This window comes from Thermus sp. H19.2 (genome assembly GCF_054979525.1).
Genome location: NZ_CM143429.1, coordinates 2,120,195 through 2,136,709 on the forward strand (window position 1 = coordinate 2,120,195; position 16,515 = coordinate 2,136,709).

23 protein-coding genes are annotated in these 16,515 nt (G+C 68.7%); 8 read left to right on the plus strand and 15 right to left on the minus strand.

What is annotated here, in order from left to right; translation table 11 throughout:
* The first annotated feature begins 53 nt into the window (after positions 1 to 53).
* Together ACY5J6_RS11465 and ACY5J6_RS11470 are read left to right on the plus strand one after the other, a co-directional pair.
* Positions 54 to 194, plus strand: coding sequence for a hypothetical protein (locus ACY5J6_RS11465; protein WP_462845267.1), 141 nt, complete (start codon positions 54 to 56; stop codon positions 192 to 194).
* The gene (locus ACY5J6_RS11470; RefSeq protein WP_462845268.1) at positions 191 to 754 is read left to right on the plus strand and encodes a 5-formyltetrahydrofolate cyclo-ligase; all 564 of its coding nucleotides are present in this window, start codon (positions 191 to 193) and stop codon (positions 752 to 754) included. The genes ACY5J6_RS11465 and ACY5J6_RS11470 overlap by 4 nt, the downstream gene beginning before the upstream one ends.
* On the opposite strand, the gene ACY5J6_RS11475 is transcribed toward ACY5J6_RS11470, so the two are convergent.
* From ACY5J6_RS11475 to dnaX, 5 genes are all read right to left on the minus strand, one after another.
* Positions 751 to 1,665: a 2-oxoacid:ferredoxin oxidoreductase subunit beta gene (locus ACY5J6_RS11475; RefSeq protein ID WP_462845269.1), complete on the minus strand. Its 915-nt coding sequence runs from the start codon at positions 1,663 to 1,665 to the stop codon at positions 751 to 753. The two genes, ACY5J6_RS11470 and ACY5J6_RS11475, sit on opposite strands and share 4 nt — an antisense overlap.
* A 1-nt stretch (position 1,666) precedes the next feature.
* Positions 1,667 to 3,517 (minus strand): 2-oxoacid:acceptor oxidoreductase subunit alpha, encoded by a 1,851-nt coding sequence (locus ACY5J6_RS11480; protein ID WP_462845270.1) that lies wholly within the window; start codon positions 3,515 to 3,517, stop codon positions 1,667 to 1,669.
* A gap of 69 nt (positions 3,518 to 3,586) precedes the next feature.
* The gene (locus ACY5J6_RS11485) at positions 3,587 to 4,054 is read right to left on the minus strand and encodes a phosphohydrolase (RefSeq protein WP_462845271.1); all 468 of its coding nucleotides are present in this window, start codon (positions 4,052 to 4,054) and stop codon (positions 3,587 to 3,589) included.
* A 107-nt stretch (positions 4,055 to 4,161) separates the two neighbouring features.
* Positions 4,162 to 4,443 (minus strand): metal-sensitive transcriptional regulator, encoded by a 282-nt coding sequence (locus tag ACY5J6_RS11490; RefSeq protein ID WP_054638838.1) that lies wholly within the window; start codon positions 4,441 to 4,443, stop codon positions 4,162 to 4,164.
* A 7-nt stretch (positions 4,444 to 4,450) separates the two neighbouring features.
* Positions 4,451 to 6,022 (minus strand): DNA polymerase III subunit gamma/tau, encoded by a 1,572-nt coding sequence (gene dnaX, locus ACY5J6_RS11495; RefSeq protein ID WP_462845272.1) that lies wholly within the window; start codon positions 6,020 to 6,022, stop codon positions 4,451 to 4,453.
* Between the two features lie 17 nt (positions 6,023 to 6,039).
* On the opposite strand from dnaX, the gene ACY5J6_RS11500 reads away from it, so the two are divergent.
* A complete protein-coding gene (locus tag ACY5J6_RS11500; RefSeq protein ID WP_462845273.1) occupies positions 6,040 to 6,531 on the plus strand; it encodes a hypothetical protein in 492 nt (163 codons plus the stop codon).
* A complete protein-coding gene (gene argB, locus ACY5J6_RS11505; RefSeq protein ID WP_462845274.1) occupies positions 6,524 to 7,279 on the plus strand; it encodes an acetylglutamate kinase in 756 nt (251 codons plus the stop codon). Before ACY5J6_RS11500 ends, argB begins: the two co-directional genes overlap by 8 nt.
* On the opposite strand, the gene ACY5J6_RS11510 is transcribed toward argB, so the two are convergent.
* The 9 genes from ACY5J6_RS11510 to ACY5J6_RS11550 are packed head-to-tail and all read right to left on the minus strand — an operon-like array spanning position 7,260 to position 13,043.
* Complete coding sequence (locus ACY5J6_RS11510; protein WP_462845275.1) at positions 7,260 to 7,760, minus strand: type 1 glutamine amidotransferase domain-containing protein; 501 nt, start codon at positions 7,758 to 7,760, stop codon at positions 7,260 to 7,262. The genes argB and ACY5J6_RS11510 overlap by 20 nt on opposite strands.
* The gene (locus ACY5J6_RS11515; RefSeq protein ID WP_462845276.1) at positions 7,723 to 8,193 is read right to left on the minus strand and encodes an NUDIX hydrolase; all 471 of its coding nucleotides are present in this window, start codon (positions 8,191 to 8,193) and stop codon (positions 7,723 to 7,725) included. Before ACY5J6_RS11515 ends, ACY5J6_RS11510 begins: the two co-directional genes overlap by 38 nt.
* 29 nt (positions 8,194 to 8,222) lie before the next feature.
* Positions 8,223 to 8,819: a MazG family protein gene (locus ACY5J6_RS11520; RefSeq protein ID WP_462845277.1), complete on the minus strand. Its 597-nt coding sequence runs from the start codon at positions 8,817 to 8,819 to the stop codon at positions 8,223 to 8,225.
* Positions 8,794 to 9,237, minus strand: coding sequence for a hypothetical protein (locus ACY5J6_RS11525; RefSeq protein ID WP_462846531.1), 444 nt, complete (start codon positions 9,235 to 9,237; stop codon positions 8,794 to 8,796). Before ACY5J6_RS11525 ends, ACY5J6_RS11520 begins: the two co-directional genes overlap by 26 nt.
* Before the next feature lie 15 nt (positions 9,238 to 9,252).
* Entirely contained in the window at positions 9,253 to 10,002 is a 750-nt protein-coding gene (locus ACY5J6_RS11530) for a hypothetical protein (RefSeq protein WP_462845278.1), read from the minus strand.
* Positions 9,999 to 10,520, minus strand: coding sequence for a nitrous oxide reductase accessory protein NosL (locus ACY5J6_RS11535; protein WP_462845279.1), 522 nt, complete (start codon positions 10,518 to 10,520; stop codon positions 9,999 to 10,001). Before ACY5J6_RS11535 ends, ACY5J6_RS11530 begins: the two co-directional genes overlap by 4 nt.
* A 3-nt stretch (positions 10,521 to 10,523) precedes the next feature.
* On the minus strand, positions 10,524 to 11,222 hold the full coding sequence (locus ACY5J6_RS11540) for a nitrous oxide reductase accessory protein NosL (RefSeq protein ID WP_462845280.1): 699 nt from the start codon (positions 11,220 to 11,222) through the stop codon (positions 10,524 to 10,526).
* Positions 11,206 to 11,883 carry an ATP-binding cassette domain-containing protein gene (locus ACY5J6_RS11545; protein WP_462845281.1) on the minus strand — a complete coding sequence of 226 codons (678 nt, stop codon included), beginning with the start codon at positions 11,881 to 11,883 and terminating at the stop codon, positions 11,206 to 11,208. The genes ACY5J6_RS11540 and ACY5J6_RS11545 overlap by 17 nt, the downstream gene beginning before the upstream one ends.
* The gene (locus tag ACY5J6_RS11550) at positions 11,859 to 13,043 is read right to left on the minus strand and encodes a NosD domain-containing protein (protein ID WP_462845282.1); all 1,185 of its coding nucleotides are present in this window, start codon (positions 13,041 to 13,043) and stop codon (positions 11,859 to 11,861) included. Before ACY5J6_RS11550 ends, ACY5J6_RS11545 begins: the two co-directional genes overlap by 25 nt.
* 82 nt (positions 13,044 to 13,125) lie before the next feature.
* Here ACY5J6_RS11550 and ACY5J6_RS11555 point away from each other — a divergent pair, with 82 nt between their 5' ends.
* The 3 genes from ACY5J6_RS11555 to ACY5J6_RS11565 are packed head-to-tail and all read left to right on the plus strand — an operon-like array spanning position 13,126 to position 14,461.
* A complete protein-coding gene (locus tag ACY5J6_RS11555) occupies positions 13,126 to 13,542 on the plus strand; it encodes a copper chaperone PCu(A)C (RefSeq protein WP_462845283.1) in 417 nt (138 codons plus the stop codon).
* Positions 13,539 to 14,123: an SCO family protein gene (locus ACY5J6_RS11560; protein WP_462845284.1), complete on the plus strand. Its 585-nt coding sequence runs from the start codon at positions 13,539 to 13,541 to the stop codon at positions 14,121 to 14,123. The genes ACY5J6_RS11555 and ACY5J6_RS11560 overlap by 4 nt, the downstream gene beginning before the upstream one ends.
* Before the next feature lie 8 nt (positions 14,124 to 14,131).
* Positions 14,132 to 14,461 carry a dolichyl-phosphate-mannose-protein mannosyltransferase gene (locus ACY5J6_RS11565; protein ID WP_462845285.1) on the plus strand — a complete coding sequence of 110 codons (330 nt, stop codon included), beginning with the start codon at positions 14,132 to 14,134 and terminating at the stop codon, positions 14,459 to 14,461.
* A gap of 57 nt (positions 14,462 to 14,518) precedes the next feature.
* Here ACY5J6_RS11565 and ACY5J6_RS11570 read toward each other — a convergent pair whose 3' ends face one another.
* Positions 14,519 to 15,286 (minus strand): ZIP family metal transporter, encoded by a 768-nt coding sequence (locus ACY5J6_RS11570; protein WP_462846533.1) that lies wholly within the window; start codon positions 15,284 to 15,286, stop codon positions 14,519 to 14,521.
* A gap of 108 nt (positions 15,287 to 15,394) precedes the next feature.
* Between ACY5J6_RS11570 and ACY5J6_RS11575 the strand changes: the two genes are divergently transcribed.
* The gene (locus ACY5J6_RS11575; RefSeq protein ID WP_462844384.1) at positions 15,395 to 16,405 is read left to right on the plus strand and encodes a transposase; all 1,011 of its coding nucleotides are present in this window, start codon (positions 15,395 to 15,397) and stop codon (positions 16,403 to 16,405) included.
* Positions 16,406 to 16,515: the final 110 nt, after the last annotated feature.

Sequence of the window (16,515 nt, forward strand, 5' to 3'; positions counted from 1 at the left end):
GCCCCCAGTTTACCTTGCGGGAAGGGGCCGGGGCGGGTAAACTAACGCGTGAAATGATGCGTCGCAAACGCACCCTGGCCGAGGGGTTTCAGGGAGCTTTCTGGACCGAAGACAAAAGGCTCTGCCGAAGCGCCCTCGAGGGCCAGGTCCAAGGCCTCCTCCCCGGCGTTTCCCTTCACCTTCTGGAAGCATGACCCTGGGTGAGCTTCGGGAAGAGGTCTGGAACGCCCTGGCCCGCTACGACCTCGCCCTCCACCCCACGCCCCCCCACGGCCACCACCCCAACTTCCTGGGGGCGAGGCGGGCGGCGGAACGGCTTTTGCAGACCCCCGAGTTCCAAAGGGCCAGGCGGGTCCTGGCGGGGATGGACGCCGTCTTAAAGCCCCTAAGGGAGGAGGCGCTTCGCCAAGGGAAGGAGCTCCTCCTTCCCCACCCCGACCGGCCAGGGGAGTTTCTGCTCCTAAAGGACCTGGACCCCAGGAGGCTCAAGCGGGTGCGGGAGGCCTACCGCTTCGGGGCCCGGGTGGGCCTGGAAGGCCTCCCCATAGACCTGGTGCTCATCGGGGCGGTGGCCGTGGACGAGGAGGGGGGCTGGGTGGGAAAAGGCTACGGTTTCCCCCAAGAGTGGCTAAGGGTGGAGGCCCCCTTCGCCACCCTGGCCCACCCGGTGATGGTCTACCCCAGGCTTCCCGTGGAGCCCGAGCGCCGGGTGGACCTCATCGCCACCCCTCAGAGGCTCCTCCGGTTTCTCTAGAGGGCGAACTCCTGGAGGAGGCCCTCGAGGTCCAAGGCTTCCCGCGGCCCCTGGGCGGGGTAAACCTCGGGGTAGCGGGGCAGGTAGGCCCTAAGCCGCTCCTCAAAGGTGGGCACCTCCGCCTTCCAGAAGACCCCCACCGGGATCCGCTCCCCCCACTCCAGGGCCCTCTCTTGGAAAAGTGCCATCTTACGCTCCAGTTCCTCTGGGGGGAGCCCTTCGGGCACGTGGGGGTCATAGCCCTCTTCCTGGAGCTTGTAAAGCCTGGGAGCGAACCACTCCTTGGTGTGCAGGTCGTTGTAGGTGGGGCAGGGCTGGAGGACGTGGAGGAAAGCCAGGCCCTTGTGCTCGAGGCCCTCCTTGATGAGCTCCTTTAGGCCCTTCACGTCGTAGGCGTAGCCCCGGGCGATCCAGGTGTAGCCTGCGGAGAAGGCCAAGAGCAGGGGGTTGAGGCGGCTTTGGGGGTTGGGTTTGGGAAGGCTTTTGGTCTTCTCCCCCAGGCCCAAGGTAGGCCCCGCCTGGCCCTTGGTGAGGCCGTAGACCTCGTTGTCGTAGAGGATGTAGAGCATATCCACGTTCCTGCGCCCCGCGGCCACGAAGTGCCCCGCCCCGATGCCCAGGCCGTCCCCGTCCCCGCCCACGGCCACCACGGTGAGGTGAGGGTGGGCCAGCTTGGCTCCCTGGGCCACGGGGAGCACCCGGCCGTGGAGGGTGTGGACCCCGTAGACGTTGAGGTAGTGGGGGGTCTTGGCCGAGCAGCCGATGCCCGAAAAGACCGCCGTCTGGCTGGGATCCCGCTTCAGCTCGAAGAGGGCCATCTGGAGCGCGGAGAGGATGCCGTAGTCCCCGCACCCCGGGCACCAGTCGGGCTGCTTTTCCGCCTTGTAGTCCGCAAGCTTGAGCTCCAACATCCTAGACTCCCTTCCTAAGCACGAGCCTTTCCGGGGCCTGGCCCTTCTTCACCGCCTCCAGGGCTTCCACGGCCTCGTCCAGGGTGATGGGCCGGCCGTTGTACTTCACCACCCGATGGTGGACCCGCTTCAGGGTTTCCTGCTGCACCAGGTCGGCGAGCTGCCCCGAGTAGTTGTGCTCCACCGTCACCAGGGTCTTCCCTTCCAGGAGGTGGGCGATCTTGGGGAAGGGCCAGAGGAGGCGGAGGTGGAGGTACCCTACCCCAGGAAGGTGGTCCAGGGCCTCCAGGAGGGTGCCCTTCACCGTCCCCCAGCCCAGGACCAGCACCTCCCCGTCCCGGAAGAGGGTGTACTGGTCGGAGAGGGGGATCTCCTTTCGGGCAAGCTCCAGCTTCCCCATGCGTTTTTCCATCTGGAGCTCCCGCAGCTCCACGTCCTCGGTGATGTGGCCCAGGGGGTCGTGCTCGTCGGAGGTCATCCAGTAGAAGCCCCCAGGGGTGCCGAGGGGGATGAAGGGGGAAAGGCCGTCCTCCCCCGGGGCGTAGCGCTCATAAGGCCCGAAGCCCTCCCGGGGAGGGAGGCGCTTCTCCCCGTCCAGGGAAAGCGCCTTCAGGGCCTCCTTGGGCAGGCTTTGGGCCAGGGAGGCCAGGAACTTGTCCATGAGGTGGACCACCACCGTCTGGTAGCGCCAGGCCCAGGCCAGGGCCTTCTGGGCGTCCAAAAAGGCGTCCAGAACATCCCCCGAGGCCAGGACGAGCCTGGGGTACTCCCCGTGCCCGCCCCTTATGGCGAACATCAGGTCCCCCTGCTCCGTGCGGGTGGGAAGCCCGGTGCTGGGCCCTCCCCGCTGGTAGAGGGTCACCACCAAGGGGGCCTCCACCATCCCGGCAAAGCCCATCCCCTCGGCCATAAGGCTGAAGCCGGGGCCGCTGGTGGCGGTGGCGGCCCTAGCCCCCGTGAGGGCCGCCCCGATGGCCATGGTCACGGCGGCGATCTCGTCCTCGGTCTGCACCACGGCCACATCGGCCCCCTGGAAAGCGGTGTGGGCCTCGAGGTAGACGCTCTCGTCCGTGGCCGGGCTGATGGGGTAGTAGGTCTGGAAGCGGAGCCCCCCGGCGAGCTTGCCCAGGGCAGCCGCCTGGGCCCCGGTGAGGTAGACCCGTCCCGGCTCGTAGCCGTTCGCCTTTAGGTTCAGGGAAAGCCTCGGAACCTCCTCTTTGTAGACCGCCTCGGCCACCTTTTGGTTGAGCTCCAAGACTTTTCCCCTAAACTGCAGGGCCAGGGCCTCCAAAAGGGGCTCCAGGGGGTAGCCCAGGAAGTGGAGACTGGCGGCCACGGCGATGGTGTTCAAGGTGCGCCGGGCTTGCAGGGAGGGGACCCCGAGCTCGGCCCCGATGCGGTCCGCCACCTCCTCGTAGGGGTACGGAAGGGGCTGGACCCCTGCTTCCACGTAGGCCTGGAGGACCTCCTTGAGGCCCGGATCGGTTTTGCCGAAGCGCCGGGAAAGGGCCTCCGCCACCCGGTGGTCCAGCATGGGGAGCTTGTGGACCGTGAGGTCCAAGACCTTGGGGTCGTAGAGGAGCACCCCCCCCTCCCGTACCTCCCCCAGGTGGCGGGCCAGGGTCTCCCCGTCCAGGGCCACCAAAAAGTCCACCTTCTCCCGGAAGGCCTGAACCGGTTTTCGCGAGAGCCGCACGTCCAGGTAGGAGTGCCGACCCATGATGTTGGAGTGGTACTCCCGCTTGGTGGCCACCCACCACCCGCCCTTGCCCATGGCCCGGGCGAAGAGGGTGGCCGCCGTCTCTATCCCGCCCCCTTGGGGGCCGCCCACGCGCCAGGTGAAGTCATCCATAACCCCTCCTTCGCTCTCCGATACCCTACTCCTTATGGGGCGGGGTTGACTAGGGGCGTTTGTACAGGGCTACTCCTCCTGGTCGGCCCGGTGCAGCCTACGCCCCCAGAGGCTTCGGGGCGCGTGGTGCTCCAGGACCAAGGCCCTGACCTCGGGATCCCCGATGCGCTCCGCGGCGTAAAGGGGGTGGTGCCGGCGCACCTGAAAGGCGCCCATAAGCCCCCGGCGCAAAGGGTAAGGGGGCACGGGCGGGGCGTAGAGCCCGGTGAGGACCCGCTCCAAGGGGCGGTAGGGCCTCAAGGCCTTCCCGGCATCGTGGAGGAGGGCAGCCCGCACGGCGGAGGCGGGGGCCTCGGGGTAGCGGGCAAGGAGCCTCTTGGCCACCCGCACCCCGTGGGCCCGGTCCCGGGGGTCCATGGCGAGGTAGAGGGACCGCTCCTCCCCCACCAAAAACCCCAGGGCGAAGGCGTCGTCAGGGGTTTCGCGGGCCAGGAAGGCCCGCAGAAGGCGCCCAAGCCGCCGGAGAAGCCGAGGCATCCCGGACCAAGCACCCCACCGCGGCTTTTGCCGCGGCGGGGGCCCCAAAAGAACCTCCTCCCAGCGCTGGTTCGGGCGCCTCATGTTGCGAAGCTAAGGCGCGGGTACTAGATGAACTTCTTCAGCATGGTGGCGATTTCCTCGGGCTTCTTGGGGTCCACCTTACCCTCGGAGACCTCGGCGGCGCAGACGTTCAGGAACTCGTGCAGGATGAGGGTGGCCGCCGCCTCCATGGCCTTTTTGGTGGCGGTCATCTGGGTGAGGACCTCGTCGCAGGGGCGGCCCTCCGCCACCATCTTCTGTAGGCCCCGCACCTGGCCCTCTATGCGCCGAAGCCGCTTCAGGATGTTCTCCACGGTCTCGCTTCCCAGCTCGGTGGTCCGGGTCATGGGAGCATTATATACCAGTACCCCCTATGCTTTCCTCGCTCAGCGGTTCCCCAGGCTCCGAGTCCTCCCTAGGCCGGCGCACCCAAAGGAGCCTCCCCCCCAGGAGGCGGGCCAGGCGGGAGAGGACCGCCTGGGGGTCCTCCTCGAGGGCTTCCCCCTCAGGCTCCAGGGGCGGGTCCGCCTCCCCGGGAGAGGGGGGTGGGGGTACCCCGGGGGGGACGGAGGGCGGGGCCTTAGCCTCTAGGCTTTTTTTTTCCAGGAAAAAGGCCAGGTCCTCCACCCCGAGGTGGGCCCGGGCCAGGGGCAGGAGGACCTCCTTTTGCTCCTCGGCCTTTTTGTGGTGGAAGGCCTTGTTCTCGGGGAAATAGAGGAGGAGGGTGGCGCCCGCCACCTCCGGCCTCGCCTCCCGCACGAAGGCCCTGAGGGTGGGTTTCAGGGCCTCCAGGAAGGCCCGCCACCGGCCGCCGAGGTCCACCGGGGCGGCCTCTTGGGGCCTAGGGGACGGGGTGGGGGCCAGGGGACGGAACTCGGGCAGAGGGTCCTCCTTGGGCCCGGGCGGGGAGGCGGGAAAGGCCTGGAGGAGGGCGGCCTCGAGGCTAAGGAGGTCGGAGCGCCTGGCGAGCCTCTCCAAAGACTCGTCCAGGGAGGTGAGGGCCTGGAGGAGGGCCTCGGGGGAGGCGGGTAGGGCCGCGCCCCCAAGCCCGTAGGCGGCGTAGAGGCCCTCCCGCAGGACCTCCATGAGCCCATAGACCAGGCTCCTCGGGGCGAAGCCTTGGCCGTAGAGCCTCCGGGCTTCCCCCAAAGCCTCCCCCATCCGCCCCCCGGCCAGGGCCTGGGCCAGGCGGGAAAGGGCCTCCTTGGGGGGTAGGCCCAGGGCCTCCTCCACCCTGGCCCGGGTGAGGGGGCCCGGGAGGAGGAGGAGGCGGTCCAGGAGGCTTTCCGCATCGCGCATGGCCCCGTCCGCCAGGCGGGCCACCAGAAGGAGGGCCTCCTCTTCGGCGCTTCGGCCGAGGTCCTCCAGGATGCGCCTCAGCTTCCCCGCGATCTCTTCCTCCGTGAGGCGGCGGAAGCGGTAGTGCTGGGTGCGGGAGAGGATGGTGGGGGGCATCCTCTCGGGCTCGGTGGTGGCGAAGACGAAGAGCACGTGGGGCGGGGGTTCCTCCAGGGTCTTGAGGAGGGCGTTGAAGGCGCTCTTGGAGAGCATATGGGCCTCGTCCAGGATGAACACCTTCCTGGGGGCGGAAAGGGGGGCCAGGAGGATCCTCTCCCTCAGCTCCCGCACGTCCTCCACGGAGTTGTTGCTGGCGGCGTCGATCTCCACCACGTCGGGGTGAGCCCCCCGCTGCACCGCCTGGCAGTGGGCGCAGGCCCCGCAAGGGCGCTCCTCGGCCTCGCACCCCACCGCCATGGCCAGAAGCCTGGCCGTAGTAGTCTTGCCCACGCCCCGGGGCCCGGAGAAAAGGTAGGCGTGGGCGAGCCTCCCCTCCCGGATGGCCCGGAGGAGGGGTTCCTTCACGTGCTCCTGGCCCACCACCTCCTGGAAGGTGAGGGGACGGACCCGGCGGTACAGGGCGCTCACAAGGGCTAGTATAGGGCGTGGTGCGGAGCTTTTTCTCCCTTCACGTGGAGGCCCCCCTGAACAGGGTGGCGGCCTGGGCAAGGGAACGCACGGGAGGGGCCGGGGTCTACCTGGTACCCGACCCTCCCTGGACGAGCCTTTACCACGAGGCCCTCGAGGCCCAGGAGGACCTCGAGGCGGTGCGCTCCTTCCTGAAAGAGCTCTCCGGGCTGGGCAAGGCCCTGGCCTTCTGGGTCCAGGCGGAGGAGGACCTCCTTTTCCTCCTGGCGGAAGGGAAGGAGGTGGTGGCGGAGCTTCGGCAAGGCCCGGAGCTTGGGGCAGCCCTGAAGGCCCCAGAGGACCTAAGGCCCCTCCTGGAAGGGGCCCAGGCCCTGCCCCCAGAGCACGCCGTCCGGGCCTTGGCCACCTTCTTTGGCCTCCACCCGGACCACGCCCTCCTGGGGTTCTTAGACCTCCTGGAGGCCGAGGAGGAAGGGAGCCTCCCCGAGGAGGTGGTCTACCTTGAGTGAGGCCCTTTTGGTGAAGGTGGGAGGAAGCCTGAAGGGGGCGGAGGGGCTTCTTTCCGAGCTCGCCCTCTACCCGGGCCCCCTGGTCCTGGTCCACGGAGGGGGGCCCGAGATCGGGGCCTGGCTGGCCCGGCTGGGGATGGAAAGCCGCTTCGTGGGGGGCCTGAGGGTCACCCCGCCCGAGCAGGTGGAGGTGGTGGAGATGGCCCTCTACCTCACGGGGAAGCGCCTGGCCTCGGGGCTTTCCCAAAGGGGGAGGAAGGCCGTCGCCCTCTCGGGGCGGGACGCCCTCTGCCTACGGGGAAGGGCCCTTCCCGGGCTCGGCCGGGTGGGGGAGGTGGTGGGGGTGGAGGCAAGGCTCCTCCTGGACCTCCTGGAGAAGGGCTACACCCCCCTCCTCGCCCCCATCGCCTTGGACGAGGAGGGCCCCTTGAACGTGAACGCCGACACCGCCGCGGGGGCCGTGGCCGGGGCCTTGGGGTGGCCTGTGGTCTTCCTCACCGACGTGGAGGGGGTCTACCGGGACCCCAAGGACCCGAGGACCCGCTTTCCCCGGCTTACCCCCAAAGAGGTGGAGGCCCTGAAGGAGAAGGGCGTGATCCAGGGAGGGATGGTCCCCAAGGTGGAGGCGGCCCTATCCGCCCTGCGGGCCGGGGCCCCCTGGGCGGCCATCGCCAAGGGGGAGAAGGGGGTGCTGGAGGCCGTCCGGAGGGGGGAGGCCGGAACCCGTTTCACCCGGAAAGAAGCTTAAGGAAGGCCTTCATGAACTCCGGGAGGTCCTTAGGCCCCTGGGCCGTCACCAGGTTCCCGTCCACCACCACCCCTGCCTCCTGGTAGAGGCCCCCGGCGTTGGTAAGGTCGTCCCGGATGGAGAAAAACCCCGTCACCTTCTTCCCCCGCACCACCCCGGCGCTCAGCAGGACCCAAGGCCCGTGGCAGATGGCCCCTAGAGGTTTCCCCTCCCCCGCTACCTTCCGCACCAGGGCGAGGACCTCGAGGCTCCGCCGCAAGTAGTCGGGGGCGAAGCCCCCGGGAACGAGGAGGGCGGAAACCTCCCCCGCCTCCTTGGGGCCTACCTCCGCCTTCCAGGAGAAACCCGACTTGGCCCGGTACTCCTTGGCCTCGAGGCCGATGACCACCGGGGTGTACCCCGCCTCCGCTACCCGGTAGTAGGGGTAGAGGAACTCCCGCTCGTCAAAGAGGTCCGCAAGAAGAATCCCCACTCGCCTCACGCCACACCTCCAGGAACTCCTTGAGGATATTCCCCGTCACCCCCCAGATGTCCACCCCCCTCCAGGGGAAGTGCCAGACGGTCCGGCCCAGGCGCACCTCCTTCCAGGGCTCCACCTCTAGAAGCTCCCCCAGGGGGGCGAGGAGGATTTGGGCCACCTCCTCGGGGTTGGGCTTCAGAGGGGGCAGGTCTTCCCGGAAGACCACCACGGGCTGCACCAGGAAGCCCTGGGGGGAGTAGGTGGGGGAGAGGAAGCCTAAAGGCTCCACCCCCTTTAGCCCCACCTCCTCCCAGGCTTCCCTCAGGGCCGCCTCCACCACCTCCTCCCCCGGCTCCACCACCCCCCCGGGGAAGCTCACCTGGCCGGCGTGGGTGGGGAGGCGGGGGCTCCTTAGGGTGAAGAGGAGGCGCTCCCCCAGAAGGGGCACGGCCACCGCCGCCAGGCGGAAGCCGGGCGGGGGCTCTAGCCCTCCCGGCAGGCTTTGAGGGAGCGCTTCCTTAAGGCGCTCTCGGGGTCCATCCCCTTCTTGGCGAAAAGCCCCACCAGGTGCCAAAGCGCTTCCTCCAGGTCGCCCGCTTCCAGGGCCTTCCTCAAGCCTTCCTCGTTTCCCGGGTCTATCCCCTTCCTCTGGAGCTCGTAGGCCCGAAGCAGGGTGGGAAGCCCCTGGGGCAGGCCGCAGGGGTCCTCCTTCTTGCCCTCCTGGGCCTTCAGGTCCTCCCAGCGGGCCTTCACCTCCTCCGGGGTCTTGGCCTCCGCCTCCCCGAAGACGTGGGGGTGGCGGCGGATGAGCTTCTCCACGATGGTCCGCTCCACGTCCCCGTAGGTGAAGCGGCCCTCCTCCTCGGCGATGACGCTGTGGAAGGCCACCTGCAAGAGGACGTCCCCGAGCTCCTCGGCCATCTCCTGGGGGTTTCCCTCAAGGAGGGCGTCCGCCGCCTCGCTGGCCTCCTCCAGGAGGTAGGGCACCAGGCTCTCGTGGGTCTGGGCCCGGTCCCAGGGGCACCCCCCCGGGGCCCTGAGGCGGCGCATCACCTCAAGAAGCCTTTCCATGCCCCCCATTCTCCCCTAGAAGGAGCCCCCCCGCCAGGGAGAGCCCCACCAGGAGGAGGGAGAGGGGGTCCAGGGGGGCGGGCTCGAGGACCCACCCACCGGGCCCCGGGGCGGGGAGGCCGGTGGTGCGGGTGAGGAGGAAGAGGAAAAGAAGCGTCCCCACCAGGTAGCGCCCCGCCCTCACCCACCCTTTCTCCGGGCGCACCTCCAGGAGGGGAAGGAGGAGGAGGGAAAGGCCAAAGCCCAGCTCCAAGGCGAGGAAAACCATGAAGAGGAGGCCGTACCAGAAGCCTGGGGTCTTCAGGGCGAGGCCCAGGTCCTGCACCCGGAAGACCTCCCCGCAAAGCCCCCCGCCCAAGGGGGTGTCCCCCAGGCCCAAAAGCTGGAGGAAGAAGGGGAGGGCGAGGAAAAAGCCCGCAAGCCTCAGGCGCACGGCCCCATGCTACCGGTCCCTGAGGGCGAAGACCAGGGCGGCCAGAAGGGCCAAGGCCCCGCCGAAGCCCACCAGGTAGAAGAGGCCGAGGAGGGGCCCCACCGCCCCAAGCCGCTCCGCCACCAGGTAGCCCAAGGGGCCCGTGAGGACGGGGGCCTTCAGGGCGGAGAGGAGCCCCACCCGGTGGACCTCCTGGGGGTTCAGCAGGAGGGCGAGGGCGAGGAAGCCCTCCAAGGGATGGTCCTTAAGCCGCACCGCCAGGGCCACCACCAAGGGCCCGTAGAGCACGTTGAGGAGGCCAAAGAGGGCAAAGCCCAGCCCCAAAGCCCGCCTTTCCTCCAGGAGGAGGGCGGAGAGCAGGGCCGCCACCCCCACCCAGAAGAGGAGGACCCCAAGCCCGGAGAGGAGGAGCCAAAGCCCCGCCCTGGGGGAAAAGCCCAAAAGTCCCGCCCCCAGCAGAAGGCCCAGGAGGAGGGGCGAGGCCAGAGCGAGGAGGACCCCCAGGACCCCTTCCAGGAAGGCCCTTCCCGGCCGGGCGGGAAGCCCCAGGAGAAAGGCCCACTCCTCCCGGGAAGCCAGAAGGGGCACGGCCAGGGCCAGGGCCAGGGGGGGCAGGAGGAGGAGAAGACCCGAGTACAGGCCCACCAGCCCCACCCCTTCCCCCCGTCCCTGGAAGCCCCAGGCCAGGAGGGGGGGCAGGAGGAGAAGACCCGCCGCCCAGGGGTTGCGGGCCACCTCCCTGAAGAAGAAACCGGTCATGGAGCCTTAGGGGGAGGCGGGAAGAAGTCCGTGGGCACCCAGGGCCTTTTCTTGCCCTCCTCCAGGGCCTCCTTCCAGGTGAGGAGGCGGCCGCCCCGCCGCTCGGGCCGCTCCTTGAGGTGGGCCTCCAGGGCTTCCCGGCTCCCGAAGGCGAGAAGCCCCGAGCCCATGGGGGTGCGGATCCTGGGGTTGTGATAGAGGAAGGCCTTTTCCGCCTCCACCCAGAAGGCCTGGGCCCTTTCGCTCCGGCCGAAGTCCGCCAGATAGACCTCCTTGGCCCGAAACTCAGGCCCCCCCCAGCCGTTCAGCTGGTCCAGGAGGCAGGCGGGGTCATCGTAGAAGAAGGCCTTGCCCTGAGGGTTCAGGGCCTGGGCGGCGTGGCGGGCGTCCAGGATGGTCATGAAGCAGTAGGGGCAGGCCTCCACCCCCACCCGGAGGGGTTTAGGGGCGGCCTGGGCCCGCGGGAGGAAGGCCAAAAGCCCTCCCGCCGCGAGCCTGAGCAGGTCTCGGCGTTCCATGGGCTAATGGCTGTGGCCCATCCCCTCCCCGAGAAGCCCCGCGTGCCGGGCGAGGAGGGCCACCAGGTTCATCTCCGGCAAGGGAGCGAGGTCCCAGAGGGTCTGGAAGCTATAGAAGTGCTGGCGGCCGTGCTGGGCCTTGTTCCGCTCGGCGAACTCCTGGGCGGCCCCCAGGCTGGCGAAGGCCAGGAGCTTGGCGTTCATCACCACCATCATCCTCTCCCCCCAGTAGTAGGTGGCGGAGCGCGCCGGGATGAGGCGGACCGTCTCCTGGGGGCGCCCGGGGTCGTAAGCCCCCCGGTCCGTCACGTAGAAGGTGGCCCCTTCCCCGTCCCTTAGACCGTGGACCCAGGCATAGTTCACCATGCAGGCGATGCTCTCAAAGTGGAGAGCGTCCACCACCTGTTTGGGGTCGTGGGGGGCGGGGCGGGGCTCGGCGAAGGCGATCTGGCTGTAGGTCTGCTCAAAGAAGCCCTTAGGGAAGGTGCGCCCCCGCCACTGCCCCTCCGGGGTCTTGATGGGCATCTCGCAGAAGGCGCAGCTCCCCGTGTCCCAGGGAATGAGCTTGGGGGGCACCAGGGACCCCTTGGCCGGGGCAGACCCCATCCCCGCGCCGTGGTCCCCGTGGCCCATGTGGGCCAGGACGGGGGAAGCGAGAACCAAACCGCCCAAAGCCTTAAGGACCTCACGCCGATTCCTCATAGAGCACCTCCATTAGCCAGGGGAGGCGTTCTCCCCTTGGGCCCAAAAGCTTGGCGGGGGGGCCTTCCTCCAAAAGCCTTCCCCCCTTGAGGAGGACCAGGTGCTGGGCCGAGGCGGCCTCCTCCAGGCTGTGGAGGGCGAGGAGGGCAAGCCCCTCTTTCCTGGCCCCCACCCAGGCCCAAAACCGCTCCCTTCCCTTGGGGTCCAAGGCGGCGGTGGGCTCGTCCAGGAGCCACACAGGAGGGTTCCCCATGAGGCTTGCCGCCAGGGCCAGGCGCTGGCGCTGCCCCCCCGAGAGGAACCCCACCCGCTTCCCCAGGAAGCCCTCGAGGCCCATGCGGTCCACGGCCTCCTCCAAAGCCTCCCTCCCTAAACCCTTGGCCTTCCGGGAAAGCTCCAGGACCTCCCTCCCGGTGAGGTGGGGAAAGAGCCTGGGGCTTTGGGGCAGGTAGGCGCGTAAGGGGAAGACCCTCGGGTCCCTGGGGGAGCGCCCCAAGAGGAGGGCCTTCCCCCCGTCCGGGCGAAGCCTGCCGGCGAGGAGGGCGAGGAGGGTGCTCTTCCCCGCCCCGTTGGGACCGAGAAGGCCCACCACGCCCCCCTCGAGGCCCAGGGAGAGGCCCTCAAGCCTCCCCCGCTTTACCACCTTCTCCAGCGCCACCACAGCGCACCCCCTACCCCCCCGAGGAGAAGGGCCCAGACCGAGGACCCGCCCTCCTTGGGCAGGGGCCTGGCCTCGGGGTCGGCCAAGGAAAGGAGCCTGAGCTCCGGTACCTGGGCCTCCACCGCCTCCCACAGGACCACCCCCGGGGATAGGGCGAAAAGGGAAAGCTCCGGCTGCCGGGCTAGGAGCAGGGCAAAGGTGGAGGTGGGGAGGTGGGGCGCCGGAAGACCGGAGGCCCGGTCGTAGGCGTTGCCCACCACCTGGGTCTTGGCCTCGGGGTCGTCCACCAGAAGGTCGTAGAGGTTGCCTGCAAAGAGGTTCCCCTCCACCCGCGCCGAGTTCCCCCCTCGCTCCCGGGTGACGCGCAAGGCGGTGCCGTTTTGCCGGAAACGGTTCCCTGAAACCCCCACCCCTTGGGCGTCCATGAGGACGAGGCCCAGGGTGTTTTCCTGGAAGAGGTTAGCCGAGACCTCCGTGCCTCTCTCGTCTTGGACCAAAAGGCCGTAGCCCACCGGGCTCTTGTGGCCCAGGAGGAGGTTTTGCGCCACCCGGTTCCCCGCCCCGTGCATGACGGCGTTGCCCACGGCGTTGGCCCAGCTCTGGTTCCCCTCTACCCGCACCTCCCAGGAGAACATCACGTGGAAGCCGTAGCGGCCGTTATCTGCCAAGAGGTTGTCCCGGATGGCCATGCCAGGGCTGTACTCCACGTAGATGGCGTCCATGTAGCCCGAAAGGCGGCTCCTCTCCACCCTTATCCCCGGGCTCCGGTAGGCCAGGACCCCCGGGGAAGACCCCAGGCCCCGGGCCCGAAGGCCCAGAATCTGGGCCTGGGGGGAGTCCTCCACCCGCACCGCCGTGGGGGCCCCCTCCACTTCCACGCCCTCCAGGAGGCATCCCCGGCACCCCTGGAGGTAGATGGCGGCGTCGGGCTCAAAGAAGTCGTCCTCGAGCCCAGCCCCCAACACCTTGAGCCCCCGCACCCGGATCCCCGGGGCCAAAAGGGAAAGGGTGTGCCCCTCCTTTCCCTTGAGGACGGCCCCAGCCCCCTCCACCACCGTCCCCGGGGTGCGTAGGACCAACGGCCCCTCCACCTCCCCTTGAAGGCGCACCACGGGGCCGGCCAGGACCAGGCCTAGGAAGGGGAGGAGGAAGGCCCGCATACGCCCTCAGGGTAGGGGGAAAGGCCAGGACATTTGTACTTTCCGAGGCCATACCCCCTTTGCCTCTGCTAGGCTGGAAGCCGTGAGGCTTGCCGCCCTTCTCCTCCTCCTCGCCCCCGCCCTAGCCCAGGTGGTGGCCACCCCAGGCTGGGTGCGCCTGGTGCCCCCGGTGGTACCGGACACCGCCGCCTACCTCACCCTGGAAAACCGGGGTAAGACCCCCGTCCACCTGGTGGGGGCCACGACCCCCATCGCCCAGCGGGTTTCCCTCCACCGGGATTACCGGCAAACCCGCGGGGGGCAGGCGGTCCTTGGCATGCGCCCCCTCCCCTACGTGGACATCCCCCCAGGGGCCAAGGTGGCCTTCAAGCCTGGGGCCTACCACCTGATGCTGGAAGGGCTTAAACGCCCCCTTAAGGCCGGGGAAAAGGTGGAGGTCACCCTCCTCTTCCAAGACGGAACCCGGCTTAGGGTGCTCTTGCCGGTGGAGATGCGATGAAAAGGTTCCTGCCCGCCCTCTTTTCGGTTTTGGCGCTTCTGGTTTTGGCCTACCTCCTCCTCCCCCGGGGCCACACCTTCTACGGCACGAGGCTCCTCAACCCCAAGCCCGTGGACTTCGCCCTGGAAGGCCCCGAAGGCCCCGTGCGCCTCTCCCAGTTCCAGGACAAGGTGGTCCTCCTCTTCTTCGGCTACGTCCACTGCCCCGACGTCTGTCCCACCACCCTGCTGGCCCTCAAGCGGGCCTACGAGAAGCTTTCCCCCAAGGACCAGGAACGGGTACGGGTGGTCTTCGTGAGCGTGGACCCCGAGCGGGACCCCCCGGAGGTCGCCGACCGCTACGCCAAGGCCTTCCACCCGAGCTTCCTCGGGCTTTCGGGAAGCCCGGCGGCGGTGCGGGAGGCGGCCCAGACCTTTGGGGTCTACTACCAGAAGACCCAGTACCGGGGCCCGGGGGAGTACCTGGTGGACCACACCGCCACCACCTTCGTGGTAAAGGAGGGGAAGCTGGTCCTCCTCTTCAGCCCCGACAAGGTGGAGGCCACGGAGAAGGTGGTGGCGGACCTAAAGGCCCTTTTGTAAACTAGGGTATGGACCCCAAAGGATTCCTGGAAAGGGCCAAGGAGCTCACCCGCTCCGCGGCAACGGAGGCGGAAAGGAGGCTACGGGAGCTTAAGGAAAGGTTGGACCAGGACAAGGACGGCCGTCCCGACGTGCTGGAAAAGGCCCTGCGGGAGGCGGAGAAGGCCCTGGAGGAGGCCAAGGCCAGGCTGGCCGAGCTGGACCAGGACAAGGACGGCGTGCCCGACAAGCTCAAGGAGCTCTCCGAGGCAGCCAAAAAGGCGGCCGAAGCCGCCAGGGCCAAGGCCGAGGAAGCCGCCCGCCTCCTCAAGGGGCGCCTGGGGGGCAAGGAGGGGTAACGCCACCCCATGCTGGCCCAAGCCAGCATGGGGGGCGGGATGCCCCGGGGTAAGCCCTTATCCAAGGGCCACGTCCAGGGCCATCATCAGGGCGAAGCCCGTCATGACCCCGAAGGTGGCGAGGTCCCCGTTGCCCTCTGCCTGGCTCTCGGGAATCACCTCCTCCACGATGACGAAGACCATGGCCCCCGCCGCCAGGGCCATGAGGTAAGGGAGAAGGGCCAGCATCTCCTGGACCAGAAGCGCTCCCAGAAGGGCCCCCACGGGCTCCACGATGGCGGAAAGTTGCCCGTAAAACCACGCCAGCCCCGCCCCCACCCCAGCCCGGCGCAGGGGCCAGGCCACGGCCAAGCCCTCGGGCAGGTTCTGGAGGCCGATGCCCAAGGCGAGGGCCATGGCCCCGCCCAGGGTGGCGGCCCCCGTGGGGTCCAGCCCCACCGCCCCGAAGGCCACCCCCACGGCCAGGCCTTCGGGGAAGTTGTGCAGGGTGATGGCGAGGATCAAAAGGGTGGTGCGCCGCCAGGGCGTGGCCAGCCCTTCCACCGAGGCCTTGGGGTCCAGGTGCGCGTGGGGAAGGAGCCGGTCCAGAAGGCGCAAAAGGCCCCCTCCCAAGAGGAACCCCACCACCGCCGGCACCCAGGGCACCATGCCCTGGGCCTCGGCCATCTCCATCCCGGGGAGGAGAAGGGAGAAGACGCTGGCCGCCAGCATCACCCCGGCGGCGAAGCCCAGCATCCCGTCCAGGAGTTTGCGGCTGGGCTCCCGGGTGAGGAAGACGCTCGCTGCCCCCAAGGCGGTGAGCCCCCAGGTGAAAAGCCCCCCCATAAGGGCGTGGAGGATAGGGGATTCCACGCCCCTATTTTAGGTATACCTAAAATCCTGGGCAAGCCCCGGATGCTGGCCTCCCCCTTTTGGTTCGGACATCATGTAGGCATGAGGAGGTTACCCTTTGAGCCAGAGGCTTTGAGGCCCTTTGTGAGCCCTTTGCTGGACCCGTGGCTTTGGCGGTGGGAAGACAAGGTGGCCCGTTTGCTGTGGTCCATCCTGGCCTCGGGCTCGGCTCGGAAGAGCGACTGGGCCAGGGCTTACCGGGAGGAGGCCAAGGAGGAGGCCAACTACAAGGCGATAGACCGCCTCTTGCCCCTCTTGGAGCCCAAGCGCTACCTCCTGCGGCTTCTGGACCCCAAGACGCCCTTTCTCCTGGTGGACCCCACGGAGGTCCCCCGTCCCCAGGCCAGGCGCACCCCCTACGTGGGACGGCTTTCCGATGGCAAGACCCTGGGTTTTTGGGCGGTGGTCTTTGCCCAGCCTTACGGGGGCCGGGCGGTGCCGGTGTACGTGGGGAGCTACTGGGAGGGGAAGGGGGAGGGGAGGAACCGGACCTGGGAGGGACTGGTGGAGGAGGTGGTGGAGTACGTGGAGGAGGGGACGGTGTGGGTGTTTGACCGGGAGTTTTCCTTCGGGGGGTGGCTGGAGGCCCTGGAGCGGTGGGGGGTGAGGTACGCGGTGCGGTTGAACCTGGGGACGAGGCCCAGGCTTTTGTGGCGTGGGGAGCGGCTTATTCCCTGGGTGGACCGGGGTCGGGAGGTGAGGTACGAGGGGGTGTGGTACCGGGGTGAGGTGGAGGTGAACCTGGTGGGGGTGTGGCGGGAGGGGATGAGGGAGCCCCTTTGGGTGATGGGGAACCTTCCCCCGGAGGAGCTTTTGCGGGTCTACGAGGAGCGGATGAAGATTGAGGAGGGGTTTAGGGACCTGAAGGGGCACCTGGGGTTGGGTGGGGTGATGAGCAAGGGATGGGAGGCCATGGAGAAGACCCTGGCCCTGGTGGCCTTGGCTTACGGGGTAGGGTTGATGGTGGGGGAGGAGGCGCGGGGGCGCCTGAAAGGGGGGGCTCAAAGGGGAGGCGGAAGTGGGGGGCTTACTCCGGGCTCTTTGTCCTCTTGAGGCAGCCGGTGCGCTTTTCCCCAGAGGAGTGGGTAGACATCCTGCGCCGCGCCCTGGAAGCCTGGCTGCAAAGGTTGTTCCCTACCCCCGTTTCCCCCGGGCAGGGGGCA

Bases quoted from the DNA above. Each gene is read 5' to 3' on its own strand.
- ACY5J6_RS11520 (WP_462845277.1), bottom strand. From the start codon at position 8,819: ATGGGGGGCATGGAAAGGCTTCTTGAGGTGATGCGCCGCCTCAGGGCC.
- ACY5J6_RS11570 (WP_462846533.1), bottom strand. From the start codon at position 15,286: ATGGGGGGGCTTTTCACCTGGGGGCTCACCGCCTTGGGGGCAGCGAGC.
- ACY5J6_RS11575 (WP_462844384.1), top strand. From the start codon at position 15,395: ATGAGGAGGTTACCCTTTGAGCCAGAGGCTTTGAGGCCCTTTGTGAGC.
- ACY5J6_RS11465 (WP_462845267.1), top strand. From the start codon at position 54: ATGATGCGTCGCAAACGCACCCTGGCCGAGGGGTTTCAGGGAGCTTTC.
- ACY5J6_RS11560 (WP_462845284.1), top strand. From the start codon at position 13,539: ATGAAAAGGTTCCTGCCCGCCCTCTTTTCGGTTTTGGCGCTTCTGGTT.
- ACY5J6_RS11565 (WP_462845285.1), top strand. From the start codon at position 14,132: ATGGACCCCAAAGGATTCCTGGAAAGGGCCAAGGAGCTCACCCGCTCC.
- ACY5J6_RS11490 (WP_054638838.1), bottom strand. From the start codon at position 4,443: ATGACCCGGACCACCGAGCTGGGAAGCGAGACCGTGGAGAACATCCTG.
- ACY5J6_RS11470 (WP_462845268.1), top strand. From the start codon at position 191: ATGACCCTGGGTGAGCTTCGGGAAGAGGTCTGGAACGCCCTGGCCCGC.
- ACY5J6_RS11480 (WP_462845270.1), bottom strand. From the start codon at position 3,517: ATGGATGACTTCACCTGGCGCGTGGGCGGCCCCCAAGGGGGCGGGATA.
- ACY5J6_RS11475 (WP_462845269.1), bottom strand. From the start codon at position 1,665: ATGTTGGAGCTCAAGCTTGCGGACTACAAGGCGGAAAAGCAGCCCGAC.
- ACY5J6_RS11535 (WP_462845279.1), bottom strand. From the start codon at position 10,520: ATGGAACGCCGAGACCTGCTCAGGCTCGCGGCGGGAGGGCTTTTGGCC.
- ACY5J6_RS11550 (WP_462845282.1), bottom strand. From the start codon at position 13,043: ATGCGGGCCTTCCTCCTCCCCTTCCTAGGCCTGGTCCTGGCCGGCCCC.
- ACY5J6_RS11530 (WP_462845278.1), bottom strand. From the start codon at position 10,002: ATGACCGGTTTCTTCTTCAGGGAGGTGGCCCGCAACCCCTGGGCGGCG.
- ACY5J6_RS11485 (WP_462845271.1), bottom strand. From the start codon at position 4,054: ATGCCTCGGCTTCTCCGGCGGCTTGGGCGCCTTCTGCGGGCCTTCCTG.
- ACY5J6_RS11540 (WP_462845280.1), bottom strand. From the start codon at position 11,222: ATGAGGAATCGGCGTGAGGTCCTTAAGGCTTTGGGCGGTTTGGTTCTC.